The 23,268-nt window shown below is 68.4% G+C and carries 30 protein-coding genes; 11 read left to right on the top strand and 19 right to left on the bottom strand.

Annotated elements, in window-relative coordinates:
• The first annotated feature begins 27 nt into the window (after positions 1–27).
• Positions 28–186: a hypothetical protein gene (locus OHB24_RS02640; protein ID WP_327637307.1), complete on the top strand. Its 159-nt coding sequence runs from the start codon at positions 28–30 to the stop codon at positions 184–186.
• A 3-nt stretch (positions 187–189) separates the two neighbouring features.
• On the opposite strand, the gene OHB24_RS02635 is transcribed toward OHB24_RS02640, so the two are convergent.
• Together OHB24_RS02635 and OHB24_RS02630 are read right to left on the bottom strand one after the other, a co-directional pair.
• On the bottom strand, positions 190–648 hold the full coding sequence (locus OHB24_RS02635; protein WP_327637306.1) for a nitroreductase/quinone reductase family protein: 459 nt from the start codon (positions 646–648) through the stop codon (positions 190–192).
• 17 nt (positions 649–665) lie between these two features.
• The gene (locus OHB24_RS02630; RefSeq protein ID WP_327637305.1) at positions 666–2,366 is read right to left on the bottom strand and encodes a fumarate hydratase; all 1,701 of its coding nucleotides are present in this window, start codon (positions 2,364–2,366) and stop codon (positions 666–668) included.
• Between the two features lie 95 nt (positions 2,367–2,461).
• On the opposite strand from OHB24_RS02630, the gene OHB24_RS02625 reads away from it, so the two are divergent.
• A complete protein-coding gene (locus OHB24_RS02625) occupies positions 2,462–3,151 on the top strand; it encodes a DUF1707 SHOCT-like domain-containing protein (protein WP_327637304.1) in 690 nt (229 codons plus the stop codon).
• A gap of 10 nt (positions 3,152–3,161) precedes the next feature.
• Here the strand turns inward: OHB24_RS02625 and OHB24_RS02620 are convergent, their stop codons facing one another.
• Positions 3,162–3,674 (bottom strand): hypothetical protein, encoded by a 513-nt coding sequence (locus OHB24_RS02620; RefSeq protein ID WP_327637303.1) that lies wholly within the window; start codon positions 3,672–3,674, stop codon positions 3,162–3,164.
• 49 nt (positions 3,675–3,723) lie between these two features.
• On the opposite strand from OHB24_RS02620, the gene OHB24_RS02615 reads away from it, so the two are divergent.
• On the top strand, positions 3,724–4,440 hold the full coding sequence (locus OHB24_RS02615; protein ID WP_327637302.1) for a hypothetical protein: 717 nt from the start codon (positions 3,724–3,726) through the stop codon (positions 4,438–4,440).
• On the opposite strand, the gene OHB24_RS02610 is transcribed toward OHB24_RS02615, so the two are convergent.
• Both OHB24_RS02610 and OHB24_RS02605 read right to left on the bottom strand, forming a co-directional pair.
• Positions 4,394–5,170 (bottom strand): ABC transporter ATP-binding protein, encoded by a 777-nt coding sequence (locus tag OHB24_RS02610; RefSeq protein ID WP_327637301.1) that lies wholly within the window; start codon positions 5,168–5,170, stop codon positions 4,394–4,396. The two genes, OHB24_RS02615 and OHB24_RS02610, sit on opposite strands and share 47 nt — an antisense overlap.
• The gene (locus OHB24_RS02605; protein WP_327637300.1) at positions 5,158–6,486 is read right to left on the bottom strand and encodes a 2-isopropylmalate synthase; all 1,329 of its coding nucleotides are present in this window, start codon (positions 6,484–6,486) and stop codon (positions 5,158–5,160) included. Before OHB24_RS02605 ends, OHB24_RS02610 begins: the two co-directional genes overlap by 13 nt.
• 185 nt (positions 6,487–6,671) lie before the next feature.
• Between OHB24_RS02605 and OHB24_RS02600 the strand changes: the two genes are divergently transcribed.
• Positions 6,672–7,340 (top strand): FadR/GntR family transcriptional regulator, encoded by a 669-nt coding sequence (locus OHB24_RS02600; protein WP_327637299.1) that lies wholly within the window; start codon positions 6,672–6,674, stop codon positions 7,338–7,340.
• Here the strand turns inward: OHB24_RS02600 and OHB24_RS02595 are convergent.
• The 3 genes from OHB24_RS02595 to glpX are packed head-to-tail and all read right to left on the bottom strand — an operon-like array spanning position 7,337 to position 9,788.
• Positions 7,337–7,807 (bottom strand): hypothetical protein, encoded by a 471-nt coding sequence (locus tag OHB24_RS02595; RefSeq protein ID WP_327637297.1) that lies wholly within the window; start codon positions 7,805–7,807, stop codon positions 7,337–7,339. The genes OHB24_RS02600 and OHB24_RS02595 overlap by 4 nt on opposite strands.
• A gap of 2 nt (positions 7,808–7,809) precedes the next feature.
• Positions 7,810–8,757, bottom strand: a complete 948-nt coding sequence (locus OHB24_RS02590) for a carbohydrate kinase family protein (protein WP_327637296.1) — start codon at positions 8,755–8,757, stop codon at positions 7,810–7,812.
• Positions 8,754–9,788 (bottom strand): class II fructose-bisphosphatase, encoded by a 1,035-nt coding sequence (gene glpX / locus OHB24_RS02585; RefSeq protein WP_327637295.1) that lies wholly within the window; start codon positions 9,786–9,788, stop codon positions 8,754–8,756. The genes OHB24_RS02590 and glpX overlap by 4 nt, the downstream gene beginning before the upstream one ends.
• Before the next feature lie 69 nt (positions 9,789–9,857).
• On the opposite strand from glpX, the gene OHB24_RS02580 reads away from it, so the two are divergent.
• Positions 9,858–10,508: a DUF4245 domain-containing protein gene (locus OHB24_RS02580; protein WP_327637294.1), complete on the top strand. Its 651-nt coding sequence runs from the start codon at positions 9,858–9,860 to the stop codon at positions 10,506–10,508.
• 187 nt (positions 10,509–10,695) lie between these two features.
• On the top strand, positions 10,696–11,352 hold the full coding sequence (locus tag OHB24_RS02575; protein ID WP_327637293.1) for a nucleotidyltransferase family protein: 657 nt from the start codon (positions 10,696–10,698) through the stop codon (positions 11,350–11,352).
• Between the two features lie 8 nt (positions 11,353–11,360).
• Here the strand turns inward: OHB24_RS02575 and OHB24_RS02570 are convergent, their stop codons facing one another.
• Together OHB24_RS02570 and OHB24_RS02565 are read right to left on the bottom strand one after the other, a co-directional pair.
• A complete protein-coding gene (locus OHB24_RS02570) occupies positions 11,361–11,681 on the bottom strand; it encodes a DMT family transporter (protein ID WP_327637292.1) in 321 nt (106 codons plus the stop codon).
• Positions 11,681–12,274 (bottom strand): flavodoxin family protein, encoded by a 594-nt coding sequence (locus OHB24_RS02565; RefSeq protein WP_130384120.1) that lies wholly within the window; start codon positions 12,272–12,274, stop codon positions 11,681–11,683. Before OHB24_RS02565 ends, OHB24_RS02570 begins: the two co-directional genes overlap by 1 nt.
• Positions 12,275–12,316: 42 nt before the next feature.
• Between OHB24_RS02565 and OHB24_RS02560 the strand changes: the two genes are divergently transcribed.
• Complete coding sequence (locus tag OHB24_RS02560) at positions 12,317–12,952, top strand: TetR/AcrR family transcriptional regulator (protein WP_327637291.1); 636 nt, start codon at positions 12,317–12,319, stop codon at positions 12,950–12,952.
• Here the strand turns inward: OHB24_RS02560 and OHB24_RS02555 are convergent.
• From OHB24_RS02555 to xseA, 5 genes are all read right to left on the bottom strand, one after another.
• Entirely contained in the window at positions 12,942–14,558 is a 1,617-nt protein-coding gene (locus tag OHB24_RS02555; RefSeq protein ID WP_327637290.1) for an SMI1/KNR4 family protein, read from the bottom strand. The genes OHB24_RS02560 and OHB24_RS02555 overlap by 11 nt on opposite strands.
• Positions 14,559–14,562: 4 nt before the next feature.
• Positions 14,563–15,486, bottom strand: coding sequence for a hypothetical protein (locus tag OHB24_RS02550; protein ID WP_327637289.1), 924 nt, complete (start codon positions 15,484–15,486; stop codon positions 14,563–14,565).
• Between the two features lie 103 nt (positions 15,487–15,589).
• Positions 15,590–16,003 (bottom strand): GNAT family N-acetyltransferase, encoded by a 414-nt coding sequence (locus OHB24_RS02545; protein WP_327637288.1) that lies wholly within the window; start codon positions 16,001–16,003, stop codon positions 15,590–15,592.
• Positions 16,004–16,086: 83 nt separating this feature from the next.
• Positions 16,087–16,281 carry an exodeoxyribonuclease VII small subunit gene (locus OHB24_RS02540; protein WP_131286047.1) on the bottom strand — a complete coding sequence of 65 codons (195 nt, stop codon included), beginning with the start codon at positions 16,279–16,281 and terminating at the stop codon, positions 16,087–16,089.
• A 17-nt stretch (positions 16,282–16,298) separates the two neighbouring features.
• Complete coding sequence (gene xseA / locus OHB24_RS02535) at positions 16,299–17,513, bottom strand: exodeoxyribonuclease VII large subunit (RefSeq protein ID WP_327637287.1); 1,215 nt, start codon at positions 17,511–17,513, stop codon at positions 16,299–16,301.
• Positions 17,514–17,558: 45 nt separating this feature from the next.
• Here xseA and OHB24_RS02530 point away from each other — a divergent pair, with 45 nt between their 5' ends.
• The 3 genes from OHB24_RS02530 (at position 17,559) to OHB24_RS02520 (ending at position 19,649) form a co-directional block, all read left to right on the top strand.
• The gene (locus tag OHB24_RS02530; protein ID WP_327637286.1) at positions 17,559–18,056 is read left to right on the top strand and encodes an HAD domain-containing protein; all 498 of its coding nucleotides are present in this window, start codon (positions 17,559–17,561) and stop codon (positions 18,054–18,056) included.
• A gap of 139 nt (positions 18,057–18,195) precedes the next feature.
• Complete coding sequence (locus OHB24_RS02525; RefSeq protein WP_327637285.1) at positions 18,196–18,606, top strand: hypothetical protein; 411 nt, start codon at positions 18,196–18,198, stop codon at positions 18,604–18,606.
• A gap of 14 nt (positions 18,607–18,620) precedes the next feature.
• Positions 18,621–19,649, top strand: coding sequence for a 4-hydroxy-3-methylbut-2-enyl diphosphate reductase (locus OHB24_RS02520; protein ID WP_327641007.1), 1,029 nt, complete (start codon positions 18,621–18,623; stop codon positions 19,647–19,649).
• Here OHB24_RS02520 and OHB24_RS02515 read toward each other — a convergent pair.
• From OHB24_RS02515 to OHB24_RS02505, 3 genes are all read right to left on the bottom strand, one after another.
• Positions 19,642–20,433: a hypothetical protein gene (locus OHB24_RS02515; protein ID WP_327637284.1), complete on the bottom strand. Its 792-nt coding sequence runs from the start codon at positions 20,431–20,433 to the stop codon at positions 19,642–19,644. The two genes, OHB24_RS02520 and OHB24_RS02515, sit on opposite strands and share 8 nt — an antisense overlap.
• A gap of 3 nt (positions 20,434–20,436) precedes the next feature.
• Positions 20,437–20,955: a SigE family RNA polymerase sigma factor gene (locus OHB24_RS02510; protein ID WP_327637283.1), complete on the bottom strand. Its 519-nt coding sequence runs from the start codon at positions 20,953–20,955 to the stop codon at positions 20,437–20,439.
• 84 nt (positions 20,956–21,039) lie between these two features.
• Entirely contained in the window at positions 21,040–21,402 is a 363-nt protein-coding gene (locus tag OHB24_RS02505) for a winged helix-turn-helix transcriptional regulator (protein ID WP_327637282.1), read from the bottom strand.
• 77 nt (positions 21,403–21,479) lie between these two features.
• On the opposite strand from OHB24_RS02505, the gene OHB24_RS02500 reads away from it, so the two are divergent.
• Positions 21,480–22,088, top strand: coding sequence for an NAD(P)-dependent oxidoreductase (locus tag OHB24_RS02500; protein ID WP_327637281.1), 609 nt, complete (start codon positions 21,480–21,482; stop codon positions 22,086–22,088).
• Between the two features lie 69 nt (positions 22,089–22,157).
• Here the strand turns inward: OHB24_RS02500 and OHB24_RS02495 are convergent, their stop codons facing one another.
• The gene (locus OHB24_RS02495; RefSeq protein WP_327637280.1) at positions 22,158–23,267 is read right to left on the bottom strand and encodes an aromatic ring-hydroxylating oxygenase subunit alpha; all 1,110 of its coding nucleotides are present in this window, start codon (positions 23,265–23,267) and stop codon (positions 22,158–22,160) included.
• Position 23,268 lies beyond the last annotated feature (1 nt).

Below are 23,268 nucleotides of genomic sequence, written 5' to 3'. Positions count from 1 at the left end.
TGACCGGTTTGGACTTAGCTTGGAGATATGTACACCATCGAGTTGCAGGCGGAGGAGCTCCAGCTACTGCGTTCCGCCTTGAGGAGCTACCTCCAGGCCTTCGGCCACAACGAAGCCGATCTCGTCCAGGCTGCGAAGATGCTCATGCTCAAGCTGCCTGAGGTCGTCGAGACAAAGGCCGGCTGAGGGTCAGTCCGGTTTCAGCACGGCGACGGGGATCGTCCGCCGGGCCTTCGCCGCGTACCGGGCGATCCGCGGGTCCTCGCGGAGGATCACGTCGGTCCACACCGTTTCCCGCTCGGGATCGGCCAGCTCCCGAGCGCGCATGTTCGTGTGGACGGCGCCGATCTGTACGTCGACGGTCTGCGCCGAGCGCAGGTTGCGGAACCAGTCCGGGTCCCGGCGGGAGCCCGATCCGGTGCCCCAGACGAGCACGCCGTCGGGAGTGTCGAGGTACCGCACACACGTCGACCGCGGTACGCCGGTACGGCGGCCGGGGGTGGTGAGCATCAGGACATGCACGTCCTTGCTCCCACTCGCCCACCGCCCGTCCAGCGTCTTGTACATCCAAGCGCCGATCCGGGTCCCCGCCCGCAACATCCGCTTGCCCATCGCCACCACCCCCACCTCCGAGGGTGCGGCGATCACCCGACCACGTCAACCACTCAACTACGAGGACGAACGGTGAGGGGGACCGGCTTCCGGGTGTCGGTGAAGAAGTCGTTGCCCTTGTCGTCGACGACGATGAACGCCGGGAAGTCCTCGACCTGGATCTTCCAGATCGCCTCCATACCGAGCTCCGGGTACTCGATCACGTCGACGGACTTGATGCAGTCCTGTGCCAGCCGCGCCGCCGGACCGCCGATCGACCCGAGGTAGAACCCGCCGTGCTCCTTGCACGCCGCCGTCACCTTCGCCGACCGGTTGCCCTTGGCAAGCATGACGAACGACCCGCCGGCCGCCTGGAACTGATCGACGTACGCATCCATCCGCCCCGCCGTCGTCGGCCCGAACGACCCCGACGCATACCCCTCAGGCGTCTTCGCCGGACCCGCGTAGTACACCGCGTGGTCCCGCAGATACGATGGCATCGGCTCGCCCGCGTCCAGCCGCTCCTTGATCTTCGCGTGCGCGATGTCCCGCGCCACCACCAGCGGACCGCTCAGCGACAGCCGCGTCTTCACGGGCAGCTTGGACAGCTCGTCGCGGATCTCGCTCATCGGCCGGTTCAGGTCGATGCGCACGACCTCGGCGTCGTCGGACAGGTGCTCGTCCGTGGTGTCCGGCAGGAACCGCGCCGGGTCGCGCTCGAGCTGCTCGAGGAACACACCTTCCGGCGTGATCTTCGCCAGCGCCTGGCGGTCCGCCGAACACGACACCGCGATCGCGACCGGGCAGGACGCGCCGTGCCGCGGCAGCCGGATCACGCGGACGTCGTGGCAGAAGTACTTCCCGCCGAACTGTGCCCCGATCCCGAACTCCTGCGTGAGCTTGAAGACCTCCTCCTCCAGCTCCACGTCCCGGAACCCGTGCCCCACCGGCGATCCCGTGGTCGGCAGCGTGTCGAGGTAGTGCGCGGAGGCGTACTTCGCGGTCTTCAGCGCGAACTCGGCCGATGTGCCGCCGACCACGACCGCCAGGTGGTACGGCGGGCAGGCCGCCGTACCCAACGACCTGATCTTCTCGTCCAGGAACTCCATCATCCGCGACGGGTTCAGGACCGCCTTCGTCTCCTGGTAGAGGAACGACTTGTTCGCGGAGCCACCGCCCTTGGCCATGAACAGGAACTTGTACGCCGGGTCGCCGGAGCCGGCCGGGGTCGAGTACAGCTCGATCTGCGCCGGGAGGTTGGAGCCCGTGTTCTTCTCGTCCCACATGTTCAGCGGGGCCATCTGCGAGTAGCGCAGGTTCAGCTTGGTGTAGGCGTCGTACACGCCGCGGCTGATCCACTCCTCGTCCGCCACGCCGGTGAGGACGCCCTCGGACTTCTTGCCCATCACGATCGCGGTGCCGGTGTCCTGGCACATCGGGAGTACGCCGCCGGCCGAGATGTTCGCGTTCTTCAGCAGGTCGAGCGCGACGAACCGGTCGTTCCCGGACGCCTCCGGGTCGTCGATGATCCGCCGCAGCTGCTCGAGGTGCGCGGTCCGCAGGTAGTGCGAGATGTCGTGCATCGCCTCCGCGGTCAGCGCCTGCAGCACCTCGGGCTGGACCTGCAGGAACGTCCGATCGCCTGCGGTGAACGTGCTGACACCCTCCGTCGTCAGCAGCCGGTACTCCGTCTCGTCGGCACCCAACGGCAGCAGATCGGAGTAGTTGAAGTCGGCAGACACCGGGCATACCTCCACACAGACTGGTTTGGACATCCAAAGCCTAACGCCCGGTATCAGGGGTGGGATCAGGGGTGAATCGGGGAGGCAACGGGTCTGCGGGCGGGGGCGGGCACGCGTATGGTTTTGGGGTGGCTCAGGATGACGTTCCCCAGGAGAACCGCCCGCAGGATGTCGTGCCCGCCCAGGGCGGTGACGACCCGGCGCTGCGGCGACGGGTGTCCGATCTCGAGCGGGAGGAGGTCGCCGACATCCTCCGCGACGCCGCGGGCGAGGGCCGGCTGTCGTACACCGAGCTCGAGGACCGGCTCGAGACGCTGTACGCCTCCAAGACGTACGGCGAACTGGTCGAGCTGACCGCCGACCTGCCGACCGGCCCGCGCGCTCAGAACGTTCCGTCCACCACCCCGCAGTACGGCGGCGCGATGGTGGAGACCGGTCCGGTGATCAACGTGTTCATGTCCGAGTCCAAGCGGATGGGGAACTGGCTGGTCCCGCAGCGCCAGGAGGTGAACGCGGTCCTCGGCGACGTCACCCTCGACTACACCGAGGCGCAGATCCCGTTCGACGAGATCACCATCGACGTGAAGTCGATCCTCGCCGACGTGAAGATCCGGGTCCCGCAGAACGCGATCGTCCTGCTCGACAGCAACCCGATCCTCGGCTCCGTCTCGGAACAGGAAGCCGGCCTCAAAGCCGTCCCCGACCCGAACGCCCAGCCCACCGCCCCCAAACGCTTCCACATCCGCGGCACCGCCATCCTCGGCGAAATCAAGATCAAACGAGGCCCCCGCCTCTCCAAACGCCTCGGCCTCACCTAGGAACGCCTGCCTAAACGCTCGCTTTCCGGTGATCCTCCAGCACCTCTTGGAGCCAGGTTTGGAGGGCTTGTAGGTCGTTGACGTGTTGCTGGGTGAGGGTGAGGTTCTTGGCCCAGACGTTCTTGGGGTGGACCTGGAGTTGACGGGCGAGCTTCGGGCCGGCGACGAGGCCGATGGAGCCGATGTCGGTCCAGGGCATGGAGCGGCGGCGGCCTTGGTGGATGCCCCGGTGGTCGATGACGAGGACCGGGCGTTGGGTGACGAGCTGCCAGACCAACGCGATCACGACGCCGGCGTACACCGCGATCAGCAGATAGGCGAGGAAACGCCAGTTGCCGTCGGCGAGCATGTCCGGAAGTCTGCCTGTCGATAACACCGACAATCCGAGGATCGGGAACACCGGGATCTGCAGGAACGACCAGCGGCGGAGCGGGAACTCGACCCGGCCGTTCCGGTGCAGCTCGACCATCCAGGCCTCGGGCAGTCGCTCGCCCATCACAGTCATGTCGCCCCCAGCCCTCACGACTCCACCCCCGGAGCGGAACACCACTGTAATGCACGACACTTGGCGCATGGGGCGGATTCGCGGGGCGCTCAGCTGGGCGTTCGTGCGCGGTCCGGCGGCGGCGTACGAGCTGGCCGACTCCGGCTCGTCCCTGTTCGGCATGGGGGTTGTCGCGGCCGTGCTTCTCGTCGGTGCGCTCGGAACCGGAATCGGCGCTCTGGTCGCCCTCGTCGCGCACAGCCCGGTCGGGGACGCGGCGTTCGTCGGCGGGATGATCGGGCTCGGCGTGGTGATGGCATGGCTGGTGCTGATGGTGATTGTCGTGGCTGTGCTGTGGGCCCGGGGGAAACCGGTTGTTCCGTTGAGCCTTGTGCTGTTCTTTGCTCTCATGACGGTCGCGTTCGGCGGCCTCGGATTGCACGCCAGGAGCGTGGCTCAGGTGGCGGATCAGCCGACCACGATCACGAGCGGAACAGTGGTCAAGATCCACGAGCCCGGGTGGTTCGACAAGGGGTCCGGCACGGTGGACATCCGGTACGCCGTCAGCGGCGTGGAGCACACGTTCAACACCGCACGCGACCCCGGCGAGCACTTCCTCCGGCTCGGCGACGTCGTACCGGTCGAGTACGTCGTCGCCGAGCCGGGGACGGCTCGTAGCACCTGGGCAGTCGAGTCAGCGCGATCAGACAGGACGTTCTGGCTGTGGCTCGCCGGGGGATGCGCCGTACTCGGACTGCTCAGCGGTGTTGGGTGGTTGCGGTCCAGCGGCCGGCGTGGCGGTTGATTTCTATCGGGTGGTCGAAGGTTGCCGAGATCAGTTCGGTGGTGACCACGTCGTCGACCGGGCCGGCGGACAGTACGCGGCCGTCGCGCAGGAGGGCGGCGTGGGTGGTGCAGGTTGGGAGCTCCTCCAAGTGATGGGTGACCAGGACCCAGGTCAGGTGCGGGTGGCTCAGGTGGATCTGGTCGAGCGTCTCCAGCAGTTGCTCGCGCGCCGCGACGTCCAGGCCGGTCGACGGTTCGTCCAGCAGGAGCAGTTGCGGGTCCGAGATCAGCGCCCGCGCGATCAGCGCGCGACCACGCTCGCCCTGGGACAGCGTGGTCCAGTGCGCGCCGGCCAGCCCGCCGATCCCGAGCAACTCCATCAGCTCGAGCGCCCGAGCATCCTGCCCCAAAGTCGGCTCCCAGCGCGGCATGCGCTCGATCGTCCCGGTGAGACCGGTCAGTACGACGTCCCGGATGCTCAGCGGCGACCGCAGCGGGTGTCGCGGATTCACGTGCCCGATGGACTCCCGCAGGGTGCGAATGTCGACCGTACCGAGTCGGCGTCCGAGGATCTCGACCGTACCGCGGGTCGGATGGGTGACCGCACCGCACAGCCCGAGCAGCGTGCTCTTGCCCGCGCCGTTCGGCCCGAGCAGCGCCCACCGCTCACCCTCGCCCGCGGTCAGCGACACCCCGGACAGCAACGCCTTGCCGTCCCGGACGAAGTCGACGTCCTTCAGTTCGAGCACCCGTAAACCTCCTCGTACAACGCCTTCAACTCCTCCGCACCCGCTTCCCGCCCGGTCCCGTCCGTATGCCGCTGCACGTGCCGCGCGAACTCCCGCTCCTGGTCGGGAGACAGCCGAATGCCGTACACAGACTCCAGCACATGCGCGATCCCGCCCTTACCGGACTGGCTGTTCACCCGTACGACGGCCTCGTACCCGCGGCCCACATCCGCCGGATCGATCGGCAGATAAGGCACCTCCCACACCCCGGGACCCTGGACGGCGAACCCCTTCCGGATCGCGTCCTGATGGGTCCCCGAGAACGCGGTGTACACGAGCTCGCCGACGTACGGATGCCGTGGATGGATCGGCATCCGCGTGCAGTACTCGACCACTTCGCGGATCCCGTCGATGTCCGAGAAGTCGATCATCGGGTCGACGCCCTGTGCGTGCAGGTTGAGCGCGAGGGTGGCGATGTCGACGTTGCCGGTGCGTTCGCCGTTGCCGAAGACGCAGCCCTCGACGCGCTGCGCTCCCGCTAGCACTGCTAGCTCCGCGCAGGCGACCCCGGTGCCGCGGTCGTTGTGCGGATGCACCGACAGGATGACGCCGTCGCGTCGCGGCAGGTTCTGGTGCATGTACTCGATCTGGTCGGCGTACACGTTCGGTGTCGCGGCCTCGATCGTCGCGGGCAGGTTCAGGATCACCGGCCGCTCCGGCGTGGCGTCCCACTGCTTGGTGAGGCGATCCGCCAGCTCGAGCACGTAGTCCGGCTCGGTCAGGTTGTAGACCTCGGGCGAGAACTGGAACCGCACCGAGTCCCCGGCCAGCCGCAGGATGTCCTCGGAGCCGGCGTAGATCATCGCCGCCAGTTCGTCCCGGGTACGACGCAGTACGACGTCCCGCCAGACCGGCGCGGTCGCGGCGTACATGTGGATCACCACGTCGCCGCGCATGCCCGCGACCGACTCCACGGTCCGTTCGATCAGGTCGCGGCGGGCCGGTGTGAACACCACGATCGTGACGTCGTCCGGGACCAGGTCGGACGTGGCCAGCAGTCGCACGAAGTCGAAGTCGGTCTGGGACGCGGACGGGTAGCCGACCTCGATCTCTTTGTAGCCGATGGCAACCATCAGCTCGAAGAACCGGCGCTTGCGCTCCGGATCCATCGGGTCGGCCAGTGCCTGGTTGCCGTCCCGGAGGTCGACCGGCACCCACAGCGGCGCCGTCGTGATCCGGCGATCCGGCCAGGTGCGTTCGACGGGTGCGACCGGGACCCTGGTGAAGATGTCGCGGTAGCGGTGGCTGGGCATGGGGGAGGGCTGCTGGCGATTCATGACGGGTGGTCCTTCCGGGAAGCGGGGAGGACCGGCAGACGACTGCACTCCACGGAGGGAGCGCCGGTCGAATCAGCTCCCGCCGTGGCGGCCAAGAAGGAGGAGACGCGAAAGCGTGCGCATGCCGAGCACCGTATCAACTCCTCAGACAAGCTGACAACCTGATCACCTCTAGAATGTCGCTCATGATTCGCCGTCATCCGCTCGCCGAGCAGGCAGCCGAGGAGTTGCTGCGCCGGATCGGGAGCGGCGAATGGGTCCTCGGCGCGAAGCTTCCCGGTGAGACCACGCTGGCCGCGCAGCTCGGCGTCGGCCGGTCCACGATCCGCGAGGCCGTTCGGGAACTGGCGGGCCGGCGGGTGCTGGAGAGTCGCCAGGGCGCGGGCGTGTTCGTGATCGCGCTACAGGCCGCCGAGGACTGGGACAAGGTACTGCGGAAGGCCGACATCACCGACGTACTGGAAGGTCGGCTGGCGATCGAGACCGAGGCCGCGCGGCTGGCGGCGACCCGTCGTACGCCGGCGGACCTGAAGAACTTCCGCTACACGCTCGCGGACCGCCAACGAGCCGCCGTGAAGTCGCCCGACGACTGGTACATCGAGGCCGACCTCGCGTTCCACCGCGCGGTGGTGACGGCCGCGCACAACGCCGTACTCACGGAGCTCTTCGACACGTTCGTGCCGCTGATCCGGCGGGCGATGATCGACATGCTCAAGCTCGACGAGGAGCACCGGCATCGCCACGACCAGGCCGCTCACGAGGCGATCGCGGACGCCATCCGCGCCAAGGACCCGGACCTGGCCGCGGCCCGTTCCCGCGAACATCTGAGCGCCGTACGCAGCTCGGTGAACTAGTCCCGATGCTGTTCGTGCAGTGAGCGCAGCCAGGGGGCGAGGGCGTCCAGGTCTCCGACGTGGTCCTGCGGAATCGAGATAGGCCGCGTACGGCGGTCCGCCGGGTTGATCTGCACCGCGCGAGCCAGCGGCCAGCCGGCGGGCTCGTCGATGCTGGTGATGCCCGACCACTGCAAGCTGCGGCCCCGGGTGACGCCCTCGGTGTCCACCGTGATGACCGGGCGGTTCGTGACAAGCTGCCACGTGGTCCAGCCGGTGCCGTAGACGAACGCCGCGAGGGCGGTCAGCCGCAGTACGCCGAGTGTGCCCGACACCCCGTCCGCGCGCAGATGCTCGACGTTCGTCCAGGCCGACAGCACCATCAGCAGACCGAATCCGGCCAGCCGCACCGCGAGCCTGCTGCGGCGCGGCCGGAAGTCCACGCTGCCGTTGGACTCCAGTTCGGAGGTCCAGGTTTCGGCAGACACGCTCAGGATCCCCATTTCTCCGTGTGCTCGGCCGCGGTCGGCGGGTCGGCGCCGTGCCGGGTGCAGGTGATGGCCGCCGCCTTCACGGCGTAGTCCACGACGTCCCGCAGGTCGTCGGAGGTCAGTCCGGCCAGCCGCCGCTCGCCGAGCAGCCCGCGCGCCAGCAGCCCTGCGATCAGCGCCGCCATCAGCGAGTCGCCGGCTCCCACGGTGTCGACCACCTCGATCGCCGGCGCCGGAACCTCGACCCGGATGTCCCGGCCGACGCCGAGCGCGCCGTGTCCGCCGCGCGTGATCACCACGCACTGCGTCCGGTCGGCGGTCAGCAGCTCCTCCGCGATGTCGTCGAGCGACACTCCGGGCCGGAAGAACTCGCAGTCCTCGTCGCTCAACTTCACCAGGTCCGACAGGGCGGCAAGCTCTCGAACGGCCGACCATGCCACCACCGGATCGGGGGTGATCGCCGGCCGCGCATTCGGGTCGAGCGTGACCGTCACCGGCTGGTCGGCCACCGACTTCAGGAACTCGCCGATCGCGGTCGCCCCGGGCTCGAGCATCATCGCGATCGACCCGGTGTGGATCGCCGGGCAGCCCCGCGGCAGCGACAGCTCCGGCGGATCCCAGGTCATGTCGAACTTGTACGTCGCCACCCCGTCGGAATCCAGGGTCGCGGTGGCGGTGCTGGTCCGGGACCCCGGGTCCACCGTCCCCGGCGCGAGCTGGACGCCGTTCCCGAACAGGTGTGACCCGAGCAGATCGCCGTACGGATCGGTGCCGAAACGGGCCACCAGCTCGGTCGGCACACTCATCCGGGCCAGGCCGACCGCGACGTTGGCGGCGAACCCGCCGGGGATCGCCTTGGCCTTGCCGTTGCCGTTGCGGGCGGTCTTCGCCGCCGGGCCGACGATGTCCACGAGAGCCTCGCCGATGACGAGGACAGGTGCGCTCATCGGGCGTGCTCGAAGTCGATGGCGGAGTAGGCGCGGAGCTTCTCCAGTTGGTGGACGCTCTCGATTGAGCGGATCGTGCCGCTGCGGGAGCGCATCACGAGCGAGTGGGTACGGGCGGTGGAGCGGCCGTAGCGGACCCCGCGGAGCAGTTCGCCGTCGGTGATGCCGGTCGCGACGAAGAAGTGGTCGTCGCCGCTCACCAGGTCGTCGGTGTCGAGCACCTGGTCAAGGTCGTGGCCGGCGTCGAGCGCCTTCTGCCGCTCCTCGTCGTCCCGCGGCCAGAGCTTGCCCTGGATCTTTCCGCCCAGGCACTTCATCGCGCAGGCGGCGATGATGCCTTCCGGCGTACCGCCGATGCCGAGCAACATGTCCAGACCGGTGTCCGGGCGGGCCGCCTCGACGGCGCCCGCGACGTCGCCGTCGGAGATGAACTTGATCCGCGCACCGGTGGCCCGGATCTGGGTCGCGAGCTCGTTGTGCCGCCGCCGGTCCAGCAGTACGACGGTGACGTCGTCGACGGAGCTGCCCTTCGCCTTCGCGACCCGGCGGATGTTCTCCGCGACCGGGAGCCGGATGTCGACCACCTCGGCCGCCTCCGGGCCGACGACGAGCTTCTCCATGTAGAAGACCGCGGACGGGTCGTACATCGAGTTCCGGGCGGACACGGCCATCACCGCGATGCCGTTGGCCATGCCCTTCGCGACCAGCGTCGTACCGTCGACTGGGTCGACCGCCACGTCACAGGCCGGGCCCTCGCCGGAGCCGACCTGCTCGCCGTTGTACAGCATCGGGGCGTTGTCCTTCTCGCCCTCGCCGATCACCACGACGCCGTCCATACCGACAGTGCCGATCAGCGTACGCATCGCGTTCACCGCCGCGCCGTCGGCGCCGTTCTTGTCGCCGCGGCCGACCCAGCGGCCCGCCGCCATCGCCGCGGCCTCGGTGACCCGGACCAGTTCGAGGGCGAGGTTCCGGTCGGGCGCGTGCGCATCGACCTCGAGATGGGCAGGTGGCGTGGTCGGGTCGCTCATGCCAACGGATCGTAGCCAACGCGTGTGGCCGCTGTTCGGGCGGATTGCACCTCGCGAGACACTGTGGTCATGAGTTCGACAGGTCAGGACGCTTCCGACGAGGCCGCAGCCCAGGAGAAGGCTGACGTGAAGGCTGACGTGAGGGCGCGGCAGCGGGCGCAGGTTCAGGCGGAGGCGAACGAGTACCGGCAGGCGTACCGGCGGGACAAGCGCAAGTCGCAGACCGTCGGGAACATGGTGTTCGCGCTGGTGATCTGCCTCGCCGTGGTCGCGTTCCTGATCACCGTCACCTGGCGCCCGAAGAAGGAGGCGCAGCCCAACCCGGTCGAGTACACCGCTCAGCTGGAGGACGCCCGGAAGGCCGCCGCCTGGGTCCGCGGGCCGGAGCCGATGCCGTCCGGATGGACCGCGACCAGCGTGGAATTCCGCGCCCCGCAGCAGGAGCCGATCACCTGGCACCTCGGGGTCGTGACGAACGAGAAGAAATACGTCGGCCTCGAGCAGTCGAATGTCACCGGCGGGAAATACGTCGCCGACAAGCTCGGCCGGACGTCGGACGACGGTACGGCGTCGGTCGGCGGTGTCACCTGGCAACGCAAGGTGCTGCTCGACCGGAAGAACGAGAACGCCTTGCTCCTGGTGGGTTCCGGAGTGACCACGATCGTCGCCGGAAATGCCGGATATCCGGCGCTTGAAGCGTTCGCTTCGGTACTGCGCTGACATTTGTGCTGACCTGCGGTAAGCCGCGGGCTGCCCATTTTCCGGTCATTTCCGCCCACTTTCCGGACGGTCGTTGACACGTGCCCACGGCACGGGGTTCGATCGAGGCTCGGCTTGCGTACGCTCGGGGACCAGCAGAAGGGTCGTCGAATGGTCGCGCCGTCCCGGGCAGGGAGTTGACCCGCAAATGTTCATCACGGGGCTTTTGCTGGGCGCGGACAGCTCACCGCATCTCGGATCTCCCTGGCAGTTGCTGGCCTATCAGGGCGGCACGCTGCTCGGCGCCGCGCTGGAAAGCGCGCGGGAATGCTCGTTCGACCAGTTGGTCGTGACGCTCGGCAGCGCGTCGGAGCAGGTCCACGACCGGATCGATCTCGACGGGGTGCGGGTGGTCGAGTCGCCGCATTCCGACACCGGAAGTTCGTCGATCGTGCCGGCCTTGGACGCCGTCGACCGGCGGGCCGACGGCATCGTCGTACTGCTCGGTGATCAGCCCGGGATCACGTCCGCCACCGTCTGGTCGCTCGTCGCCGAGGCCTCCACGCCGATCGGCGTCAGCCGGTACGACGACGGCGAGAGCTACCCGTGCTGGTTCGGCCGGGAGCTCTTCGGCGAACTCCGGGACCTCCGCAGCGACGCCGACCTCTGGGACCCGATCCACGAAGGCACCCACCCGGTCACCCGGGTAGATGCCATCGGCAACATCCCGCCCCGCGCCACCACCTGGTCCGCCTACCACCAACTCCTGGCCGGCGGACCGGCCCCCGCCAACGACCTCCCGCTGGACAACCACCACCTCCCCACAGGCCCCCGCACCCGCCGCCGACGCCACACCAACACCTGACCGGCTCGTTAGTCGGCGCCGGCCAGGCGGAGTCCCACCACACCCGTGACGATCAGGGCGATGCAGGCGAGGCGGGTCGGGGTGATCGGTTCGTGGAACAGGACGATGCCGAGGGTGACGACGCCGACCGAGCCGATGCCTGTCCAGATCGCGTACGCCGTACCGACCGGGAGGTGATCGAGTGTCTTCGCGAGCAGGGCGACCGAGATCACGCCGAACACGAGCACGCCGAGCGTCGGCCACAGCCGGCTGAAGCCCTCGCTCGGTTTCAGGCTGAGCGCGAACGCGATCTCGAACGCCGCCGCGGCGAGCAGGATGAGCCATGCCATCAGGCCGCCAGTGCTCCTCTCAGGTGCCGGTGCGTGACGGTCGCGACCCGGGCGCCGAGCGCGGCCGCGGTCCGCAGGTCGGTGGCCGGCGGCGCTTTCTCCGCGGACAGGTCCGCGTCGGACTGCGCCATCGCGCCGAGCCAGCTGCCGAGCCGGTTGAGGTCCTCGATGCTCGCGGTGCTGTCCGCCCAGCCCGGGTAGATGTCCAGGCCGACCCAGATCATCCCGTGCTGCGCGGCGAACACGGCCAGGTCGACCAGGCTGTTCAGTTTGTCGCCGGACATCGCCTTCGAGTTGGTGAACCCGGCCGCGATCTTGTCCCGCCAGCCGAGGTCGGCCGCCCAGATCCGCACGCTCTCCTCAGCGAACTTCTTGAACACCCAGCTCGGGCTCCCCATATACGTCGGCGCGCCGAAGATGATCGCGTCGGCAGCGGTCAGCCGCTCCCAGACGTCCTCGGTCAGCTCGTCCAGCGGCACCAGATCGGTCGTGGTCCCCGGTACCGACGCGGCGCCGGCGGCCACCGCTTCGGCCTGCTTCGCGGTGTGCCCGTAGCCCGAGTGGTAGGCGATCGCGATCCGAGCGTTGCTCATGTCTGCTTCCTCCAGAGTCTTTAGCGGACTACAGTCCGTCTCATGAGCGACAGTACCGGACCGCGGTCCGCTTTACAACGGAGTCTGCCGGTCGTGGGGGAGCCGCGGCCGGAGCGGGCGGATGCGCGCCGCAATCGGCTGCGGGTGCTGGAGGCCGCGGAGCGGCTGTTCACCGAGCGGGGCGTGAAGAACGTCTCGCTGGACGCGATCGCCGCGGAGGCAGGCGTGGGGAAGGGGACCGTGTTCCGCCGGTTCGGTGATCGCGCCGGGCTGGCGGTCGCGCTGCTCGACGAGCGCGAGCAGGAACTGCAGGCGAAGATCATCAGCGGCCCACCGCCCCTCGGGCCGGGCGCGCCGCCCGCAGTGCGGGTGATGGCGTTCCTGGACGCGTACCTCGACCTACTCGATCGGCACGTCGCCCTGTTCATGGACAGCGAGAACGCGTCGGACGGCGCGCGCTACCGCATCGGCTCGTACCACCTCTGGCACCGCCACCTGTCCCACCTGATCGAAGCCGCACGCCCCGAACTGGACGCGGACTACACAGCCCACGTGCTGCTAGCACCGCTAGCAGCCGACCTGCACAACGCCCTCCGCGAACAGGGCTACGACCTCACCCGAATGAAGGCCGGCCTCCGAGCAGCAGCAACAAACCTCCTGCCCGACCCTAAGGCTTGAACTTGCCTTTGATGGTGGTGATGTCGGTTGCCTGGGCGGTGAGGTTGTCTGCCCATTCGAGGGCGTCGGCCGTCGTTGGGCGGCGGGTTTTCTCGTAGGCCTTGTCGAAGGACCAGTAGAACTTTCGTTCTTGCAGGGGCTCCTCGGCGAGTTCGGCGACTGCCAGGGATGCGGGCCGCGGCTGGCCGGCCAGGAACTTCTGCCACTGCGGGCGCAGCATCCGCAGGTAGCGCAGGTTGGGCAGCTGACCCAAGGCGGACACGTCGGCGGCAGGAGCATCGGTCAGGTCGAGAGTGTGCAGGTTCGGGCAGGACGCCAGCGGTCGCAGATCGATTGGCTTCTCGCTGCGCAGGACGATCTGGCCGACGGTCGGGTGCCCGTGCAGGCCGGACAGGTCGATCGTGTCGGTCGCCAGCGACAGCACTTCGACGGTCGTTTCCTGCAGCGGTGACAGGTCGAGCCCCGCGCAGTTGTGGATCGCGAACCTCACCAACGCCGGAGCATCTCGCACCGGTCGGAGATCGACCCAGGGTGCGTCGTGTACCAGCAACTCACGCGTCTCCGCGGTCAGCCCACGGACCGGGCCCGCGTCTCGACCGCTGACAGTGAGCTGGCACATGTCGTCGTACCGGCGCTGGTGGTGGTAGGCGTCGCCTGAGTTGATCCACAGTTCGCCGTCGTCGTCGCGCTCGATCTGGTCGGAGCGCAGGGCGTCCGCGTGTGAGCGGATCAGTTCGGTCACCGACTCCGCGACGTAGATCGGCCCCCTGTCCTGGTGGCGTCCGATCAGGATCACCTGACCGGGCCGCCCGTTCGGTCCGGGTGCCATGTCGACGGCGAGATAGTCGCCGAAGGAGTCGGTGGCGAACGGAATCCAGGCTGGATGATCGCCCACCCGCCGGATCGCCCCCGGTGGCCCGAACTCCGTGACGAACGAGTTGTAGACGAAGCGCCGCCACCCTCTGGTGACCCACCAATGGTCGAAGCTCAGCTGCTCCAGCATCTCCAGGCCGAACCACGCGAAGCCGTGGAACTGCACCTGCCCGCCGCCGCCGTCGGCAACGGCGTACAACGCACTGAGGTCCTGCGGCAGTGTGACGTCGAGATCCCAATCCTCCAACGGCGGTGGAAGATCCGGCAGCTCCAGTACCGCATGCAGCAGTTGGTGGTACTCGTTGAGCAGGGCAACAGCTTCGGCCGGGTCCCCGGCTTCGCCGAGGGCAGGAGCTGGTGCGTCAAGAGTAGGCGGCTCGGACTCCGGGTCCAGCAGGTACCGGAAGCCGCGGCCGTCCGTGCGATCGAGCCGCTCGCTCAGAATCGCGCGAAAACGGCCGCGGGCTTCCAGTTCCAGATCGATCGTGAGGTGCTCGGTTGCCCCCAGCAACGTATGCAGCGCGCACAGACTCGGGTGGACGTCGATGTCGTTCGCGCCGTGCTCGTTCAGGCCGTCGGGCAGGAAGCTGAAGCCACGATGCCCGGACCCGCCTCCCCCGAGTGCATACCCGTGCAGCTCGGCGCGCTTCCACCCCCGAGGGGCGGCGCCGGCGATCAGCTCGGCCAGCTCGGTCAGTGCGGCGGCCGCAGCGTCGTCACGATCTTTGTGCACGCAGCTAGCCCCGGTTGCCCAGGAGGGCCAGCGCGAGCTCGTGCTGCTCCTGCGACGGCGGCCGTGTCCACGTGTACCCGGAACGCCCGTCCTCCAGCATCTGTGCCATCACGACGGACAGTACGTCGCGTGGTTCGGCGTACTGCATTTCCGGCCGCGCGTCGTTGTAGTGCTTCAGTACGCGGTCGAAGCAGAAGATCAACGTGTTGACGTACTTGCTCTTCTCCGCCTCGGCCTTGTCGTGTGCCGCGATGTACGCCGGGTCCTCCGCCTTCATGACCTCCTTCATGACATCGAACCGGTTGTTCAGCTCGGTCTGCGGGCCGGAGACCGCGAACGCGTCGTCGTACATCTTGGTCACGTGCTCAGGGCTCTTCGCGAGGACGCCCATCGTGACGAAGCCCTTGTCCTCGTCCGCGTACCCGCCGGCGAACTCGTGGTCGACTCCCTGTGAGCGCGTCGCGGACATGATCGCGCTGGTGAAGGCGTACTTGTCCATGCCGTCAACCTGCTCGACGTCCTCGCCCATCCACTCGTCGTCGTAGTACAGGATGCCGTCGGTCTCGCCGTCCGCGGCCTCCGTCATCAGCTGCTGTACGGCGCCTGCCGGATCCTGTACGGCGGCCGGCCCCATCGCGGCGAACCGCTCGGTCATCCAGAACAGCGAGATCAGCATCATCGGGCTGTACACGCGCAGGATGCCCTCCTCGCGCATCGGGTAGCAGCCGCGCTCGTCGTCGTACGCCTCGAGGCCGGCCATGAACGCCTTCTCCTGCTCGGGCGTCAGCGTGAGCTCCCACGCCCACTTCTGCTCGGCGTGGAACTTGTAGAAGTCCTCGCCCTTCAGCGGATCGCGGATCTTCAGGAACCAGAAGACGAAACCGGCGAGTCCGAGGACGAGGACGCCGATCACGATGAGCGCGATCATTGTTGGTAAAACCTCCACATGGTGAACCAGATCTAGGAAAGTGGTTCACCGTAGTGATGGATCAGGTCACCATCGGAGGAATCGCTTCGGCTTTGCCGAACCTTCACACCAGGGGTGCGGTCAGCCTGATCTCGGGGAGGTTGCCGAGCGAGGAGTGCGTGCGGTCGGGCGTTTCCGTGAAGCCGTAACGCGTGTAGAAACGGCGCGCGCGGATGTTTGCCTCGAGCACCCATAGGCGGACTGTGGTGCAGCCTGCGTTGCGTAGATCGGTGCAGGCGATGTCGGTCAGGGCGTGGCCGGCGCCGGTTCCCCAGTGGTCGGGGTGGACGAAGAGCGCGTACAGCTCGCCCGTGTTCGGTGGTGCTGCCTCGTCGCGCTCCGGCCCCACGCCGGCGTACCCGATCACCTGCTCGCCCGCGACTGCGACGTACAGGCGTGATCGTCCGGCCGCGATGCTGTCCGCCCAGGAAGATGCGATCGAGAGCGGATCCATGGCGTCCAGGAAGTCCTGGGGCACGAGTCCGGTGAACGCCGCCCGCCAACTGGCTACCCGAGCCTCGGCGGCCCCGAGCAGATCCTCCGCGAGCGCAACGCGGACAGTCAGTTCGACTTCTCTTCCTGCGCAGCTTGGGCTTTGGTGAGGCGCTCGCGGGCGCCGTCCAGCCAGCGCTGGCAGGTGCCGGCGAGTTCTTCGCCGCGCTCCCACAGGGCGAGGGATTCCTCGAGGCTGGTGCCGCCGGCCTCGAGTTTGCGGACCACCTCGACGAGCTCCTCGCGGGCCTGCTCGTAGGTCATCTCGGGTCGGTCGCCGCTCACTTGTCCTCCTCGGACTTGACTTCGACCGCGAAGCGGCCGTCACTGACCCGCGCCTGCAGCAGGTCACCCGGCGCCACCTGCGCCACTTCCCGTACGGCGGTGCCGTCGGCCAGCTGGAGAACGGAGTACCCGCGCTCGAGCGTCGCCTTCGGGGACAACGCCCGTACGCTCGCCAGCCGGTGCGCGAGGTCGTCGCTCGCCCGGTCGAGCCGATGCGTGAGCGTACGCCGATTGCGCTCGACCAGCGCCGTGATCTCGTCGGCCCGGCGCTGCAGGTCCGACACCGGCGCCGCCAGCGCCGGCCGCGAACGGATCGCCGCCAGCGCGTGCGCCTCGCGGTCCAGCCAGGACCGGATCGCCCGGAGACCGCGATCGCGCAACTGCCGCACGCCGTCGAGTTCCTCGCGCACGTCCGGCACGATCCGCTTCGCCGCATCGGTCGGCGTCGACGCCCGGAGGTCCGCGACCAGGTCGAGCAGCGGCGAGTCCGGCTCGTGCCCGATCGCGCTCACCACCGGCGTACCCGTCTTCGACACCGCCCGGATCAGGCCCTCGTCGGAGAACGGCAGCAGATCCTCCAGCGATCCGCCGCCGCGCGCGATCACGATCACCTCGACCGAGTCGTCCGCGTCCAGCTTCCGCAGCGCGGTCATCACCTCACCGGCCGCCGACGGTCCCTGCACCGACGCGTACTCGATCCGGAACGCGACCGCCGGCCAGCGCCGCTTCGCGTTCTCCAGTACGTCGCGCTCGGCCGCCGAGTCCCGCCCGCAGATCAGCCCGATCGTGTGCGGCAGGAACGGCAGCCTCTTCTTCCGGTACGGCTCGAAGAGGCCCTCGGCCGCGAGCAGCTGCTTCAGCCGCTCGATCCGGGCCAGCAGCTCGCCGATCCCGACGTGGCGGATCTCGTTGACCGCGAGCGCGAGCGTGCCGCGGCGGGCGAAGAAGTTCGGCTTGGCGTGCACCAGCACCCGCGAGCCGTCGCGGACGTCGACGGCCTCGAACACCCGCCGGTTGCAGGTGAACCGCAACGAGATGTCCGCGTCTGTGTCCCGCAGAGTCCCGAAGACCGTCGTCGTACCCCGCCCGATCGAGACGTCCGTCAGCTGCCCCTCGACCCACACGGCACCGAGTTGGTTGATCCAGCTCGCGATCCCGTTCGCGATCGTCCGCACGGCCGCAGGCGCTTCCGGCGAGGTCTCCAAAGCCACCCCCAGACCCTACGACCCAGCACCGACATTCCCTAACGTTGAGTAATGCACCCACTCCTGTTGTTGGATTTCGACGGTCCGCTCAACCCGCACCGGGCCGAGGGGGTCCCGCCGGGGTACGTGCGGCACGAGATCACTGAAGGTGCGAAGACCTGGCGGGTTCTGCTCAATCCGCGGCACGGGATGGAGCTCAACGCGCTCGCGGGCAGTTTCGACCTGGTGTGGGCGAGTAGCTGGGAGTACGGCGCCAATCGCCTGCTCGGGCCCTTGCTCGGGCTGCCTGAGCTGCCGACGATCCTCTGGCCCGATCGCACGCCGGTACGACGGGGTTCCTGGAAGGCGCCGTACGTCGCGGACTGGGTCGGCGATCGTCCGTTCGCCTGGGTGGACGACGAGGTAGGGGAGAGCGAGCGAGCCCGCTTCCCACAGGCGTTGATCCTTCCGGTCGACGCGCGGATCGGGCTGACCGACAGGCATTTCGGCGTACTCCGGGAGTGGGTCCGAAAACCCTTTGCGCACAAGGCGTTTCCGAGCGACTCTTGAGGAGCAGGTACACCTCCCGCGGAGGAGCCGTCCGGACAGGGCGGACGGCTCCCCGACGCCCGTTGCCATCGGCAACCCACGCGTCCTCGACCCTCTCGGCCGTCATGCTGGATGTTTCGACGGTGCGAGGAGGCACGACGTGGAGCCGCACGTGGCGAAGGAACGGATCGCGACCGGCTACGCCCGGCTCTACGGTCCGCTGGCCGTGGTCTCGGTGGTGATCGCGTTCCAGCCGATTCTCGAGGGTGCCTACGGGACGTTGTGGGAGACCGCTGCGCGGCCTGCGGGTGGTCCGGCGGCTGTGGGGTTGATGATGATGTTCGGTCTGGTGGTCGCGCTCGCGTGGGCGACGTTGCGGCCCGCGACGACAGCCGGCCCGCCGGTCGTGATCGCGGTCTTCGCGGTGCTGATTGCCGTGATGCTGATCACGAAGCCGGGGACCGGGTCGGACCGCCCAGGGCTGACCACTTTCGGTAATGCCGGGCTTGCGCTCACTGTGTGTGGTCTCGGACTGACGATTTCCCATCTGGTCCAGCTCCGGAGGGTGTGATCGCGGCCCGTACGATGGGCACCGTGACTTCTCAACCTGGTGCCATCAGTACGAAGACGAAGCGCGTGCTGCTCGCCGCGCCCCGTGGGTACTGCGCGGGTGTTGACCGGGCCGTGGTGGCGGTGGAGAAGGCGCTCGACCTGTACGGGCCGCCGGTGTATGTGCGCAAGGAGATCGTGCACAACAAGTACGTCGTACAGACGCTGCAGAAGCGTGGTGCGATCTTCGTCGACGAGACCGACGAGGTGCCCGAGGGCGAGACGGTCATCTTCTCCGCGCACGGCGTCGCCCCAGTGGTCCACGAGGAGGCGGCGGCGCGGCAGCTGAAAACCATCGATGCGACCTGCCCGCTGGTCACCAAGGTGCACCACGAGGCGAAGCGGTTCGCGGCGACCGACTACGACATCCTCCTGATCGGCCACGAGGGCCACGAGGAGGTCATCGGCACCTCCGGCGAGGCCCCGGAGCACGTGACGCTCGTCGACGGCCCGGACGACGTACCGAACGTCACCGTCCGCGACCCCGAGAAGGTCGTCTGGCTGTCCCAGACCACGCTGTCGGTCGACGAGACGATGGAGACCGTACGCCGGCTGCGCGAGCGGTTCCCGCACTTGCAGGACCCGCCGAGTGACGACATCTGCTACGCCACCCAGAACCGCCAGGCCGCGGTCAAGAAGCTGGCTGCGGAAGCCGACCTGATGATCGTGGTCGGCTCCCGGAACTCGTCGAACTCGGTGCGCCTGGTCGAGGTCGCGGTCGAACACGGCGCGAAGGCCGGCTACCTGGTCGACTACGCCGACGAGATCGACGAGGCCTGGCTGGACGGCGTCGAGTCGGTCGGTGTCAGCAGCGGCGCGAGCGTGCCGGAGGTCCTGGTCCGCGACGTCCTGCGCTGGCTGGCCGAGCGCGGGTACGGCGACGTACAGGAAGTCACGACCGCGGAGGAGAGCCTGACGTTCGCCCTCCCCCGCGACCTCCGCACCGACCTGAAGGCAGCCGGCCTCCCCACCACCGGCACCTCCGACCACGCCTGGACTATTTGACCGTCACCTTGACGGTCTTGGTGGTCGTGAAGGCGCTGTTCTTGGCGTTGCAGTACCGGACCTCGTAGCGCAGCGTGTACGTACCCGGCTTCGTGTAGGTGTGCGTTTCGATCGAGTACGTCTCGCGACCGGTCTTGCGCGTCGTGCCGCCACATCCGGCCGAACCGCCGTCCGAACCGCCCTGCTCGCCGTCGCCCCAGTAGTAGTTCGTGCCGCCGGAGAGGTTGAGGAACGACGTGTCGGCGGGCAGGTTCTTCCCGTCGACGGTGGGCACGATGACGGTGCCCGAGACGGTCACCTTCACTGCGACGGTGCGGCCGGTGACTGTCGGCTTGAGCACGACGTTGACCTCGATCGGACGGGCCGGCGGCTGGACCGGCGGCGGCGTCTTGGTGGTGCCGACCCCCGTTGTCGTCGTGCCCGTCGTCTTCTCGGTGCCCTGTGTGGTCCCGGTCGTCGTCCCTTGCGTGGTCGTGTTCGTGATTGTGGTCGTTCCGGTCGTGGTCGGTGCCACCGTCGCCTGCGTGCTCGTCGGGGGTCCGGTGACGATCGTCACCGGTGCGCTCGGGCTGTTGGTGACGGGCGGGCTGCTGCCGATGTCCGTGAGGTTGCTGGTGGCAACGGCGACAGCGACCACCGCGGCCGCGGCCAGCGTCAACGCACCGGCGGTACGACGACGCCGTACCGAACGGACTCGCGCGAACACGGACTCGCTCGGAACGGTGCTGGGTGGCGGCGGGTCGGCGACGAGCCGCTCGAACTGCTGCTTGAGATCGTCAGTCATGATTCAGCCCTCCTTCTGGGCCGGAGCGGAAACGGCGGCGACGAGGTGGTGTTCGCGGAGCTTGGCCAGCCCGCGGGAGACGCTCGACTTCACGGTGCCGACCGAGCAGCCCATGATCTGGGCGATCTCGGCCTCCGGCAGGTCCTCGAAATACCGCAGGACCAGCGCTGCCCGCGTTCGGCGGGGCAGCGTGGCGAGTGCCCGCAGCAACAGATCCCGGTCGTCGACAGGGTCGTACTGTTCCTGGGCCCGCGGCTCGGGCAATTGCTCAGTGGGTGTTTCACCGCGCCACTTCCGTCGCCACCACTGCGTGCTGGTGTTCACCATCACGGTCCGGGTGTAACTCTCCAGCGCGTTGCCGCTCCGCAGCGAGTTCCGGTGGAACCACACCTTCGTCAGCGCGGTCTGCACCAGGTCCTCGGCCAGATGCCACTCACCGGTCAGCAGGTAGCCGAAGCGCTGCAGCGCGGTGAATCTCCCGTCCACGAACTCCGCGAATTCGTGGTCGCGTCCTGGGTCCATCCCCAGCCCCCCATCTCGTTCAACTCGGTCAGACTTGTGATGCCTGGGCGCACCGGAAAGGTTGAGCGGTGTTGCGGGCGATTTTCAGGCCCGGTCGTCGTACGTCGCCTGCGCCGTGGTGATGGCGGGCATGTGGGTTTCGGCCCAGTCGGTGATCACGCTGATCGGGTCGATCAGGGACGTGCCCATCGGGGTCAGGGTATAGACCACGCGCGGCGGGATCTCCGGGTAGACCTCGCGGGTGATCAGGCCGTCGCGCTCCATCCGGCGCAGGGTCTGGGTGAGGACCTTCGGCGCGACCCGGCCGATGCCGTCGCGGAGCTCGGTGAAGCGGAGCGGGCCGCTGCGCAGACTCAGGACGGCGAGCACCGTCCACTTGTCGCCGATCCGGTCCAGGATCGTGCGGGTCGGGCAGTTCGGGTCGAACGCGTTGCCTTTGGTTACCACGAGGTACTTATAGCACGTTGAAGTAGCCAGTTACCAATGGATACCGTCGAGGTCAGGTCAACAGACAGGGAGCAGTGATGAAGATCGCGGTGTTCGGTGCTAGTGGGATGGTCGGCAGCCGGGTGGCGGCCGAGGCGGTCGGTCGCGGGCACGAAGTAGCCGGCGTGACGCGCTCCGGCGGCGAGCTGCCGGACGGCGTCCGCGCGGTGCAGGGGAGTGCGAACGACGTGGCGGCGGCCAAGGAGCTGGCGGCGGACTCGGACGTGCTGGTCGCGGCGATCGGGCCGAGCCGGACCGGCGGCGACCACCAGGAGTACCTGGACGCGGTCGACACCCTGATCGCCGCGGTGCGGGGGACGGCGACCCGGTTGTTCGTGGTCGGCGGCGCCGGGAGCCTGGTTGTCGACGGCAACCGGGTGGTGGACGGCCCGGACTTCCCGGCCGAGTACAAGAACGAGTCGCTCACCGTCTCGCGGGCACTCGAGAACCTGCGCGCGAGCGACGTGAACTGGACCGTGCTGTCCCCGGCCTTCGTGATCGCCCCCGGCGAGCGCACCGGCGTCTTCCGCCTGAGCCAGGACGAGCCCGTCGGCGACCACATCTCCGCCGAGGACTACGCGGTGGCCCTGATCAACGAGGCGGAGCAGCCGGCCCACAACCGCCGCCGCTTCACGCTGGGCTACTGACTGGGGATTGGCGTTGGGGACTGGGGACCGGCTATTGCTAGTGCCCAGTCACCGGCGGGGGTTCCCGCCTCAGGTGCTGAGGGGTTTGCCGAGGTAGCCGCGGGCGAGCATGGTGACCCATTGGTAGACGGCGTCCTCGGCGGGGGCCAGTGGGCCGGGGCGGAAGTGCGGGGACTCTGCGCCGCGTTGGACCGACTCGCAGGCGGCCCAGTCCTCGCGGTTCGTGATGTCCCAGAACTCCACGGCGTACGACGGATCCGTCACCTCGGGCCGGAAGTACCAGGAGCACTCGATCGCGGTCAGGCCCGGTGTGCGCGGCTCGAGGCGATGGGTCATCACGTAGTCGGGATGTAGCGAGAGCAGCAGGTTCGGGAAGAGGCCGAGGTAGTTGACCTGCCGCGGGTCGACGCCCGGGATCGGGACCCCGAGTGACCGGCCGTCGAGCGACATCGTCTCGGCGTCCGGTCGCAGGTCCATCAGCCCGCCGACCCACGCGCCGGGCAGGTTCCAGTTGTCGCCCGAGGTCGGCGGCGACACCTTGCACAGCTCGGGATGGATCAGCGGGCAGTGGTAACACTCGTGGTAGTTCTCCACGATCGTCTTCCAGTTCGATGCCACGTCGTACGCGTGTCGCGCCTTCAAAACAAGGGATTCCGGCGCGTACGGCGCGACGAGGTCGGTGAGCCCGCCGAGATGCTCCTCGAACGATGCCGCCGTACCGGTCGCGTTCACGAACAGCCAGCCGTGCCACACCTCAGCAGGCAGCTCGACGAGTCCGTACGGCGACGTGTCGAAGCAATCGCCCATTCGCGGCGCCGCCTTCACGGAGCCGTCGAGCTCGTACGACCACCCGTGGTACGGGCACACCACGGCCCGCCGGTCACTCGTCTCGTCCCGCTGGAGCAGCTCGTGACCCCGATGCCGGCACGTGTTCGCGAACGCCCGCGGTACGTCGCCGAACGTGACCACGGTCGCGATGTCGCCGACGGTCACCTCGCGGTACGTCGTACCGTCCGACAGCTCGTCGACGCGGCCGAGGCACGTCCAGGTGCCGGCGAAGAAGTGCCGGCGTTCCCAGGCGAGCACCTCCGGATCGACGTACGCCGCCCGCGGCAGCATGACCGATGCACCATGCGGCCGCAGCGAGGCTTCCAGTGCGCGCGCGTCAACGGGAGTCATC

The organism is Kribbella sp. NBC_00482 (genome assembly GCF_036013725.1).
In the GTDB taxonomy this organism is placed as follows: Bacteria; Actinomycetota; Actinomycetes; order Propionibacteriales; family Kribbellaceae; genus Kribbella.
Note: the sequence above shows the minus strand (reverse complement) of the source record. Positions and strands in the feature narration are given on the sequence as shown.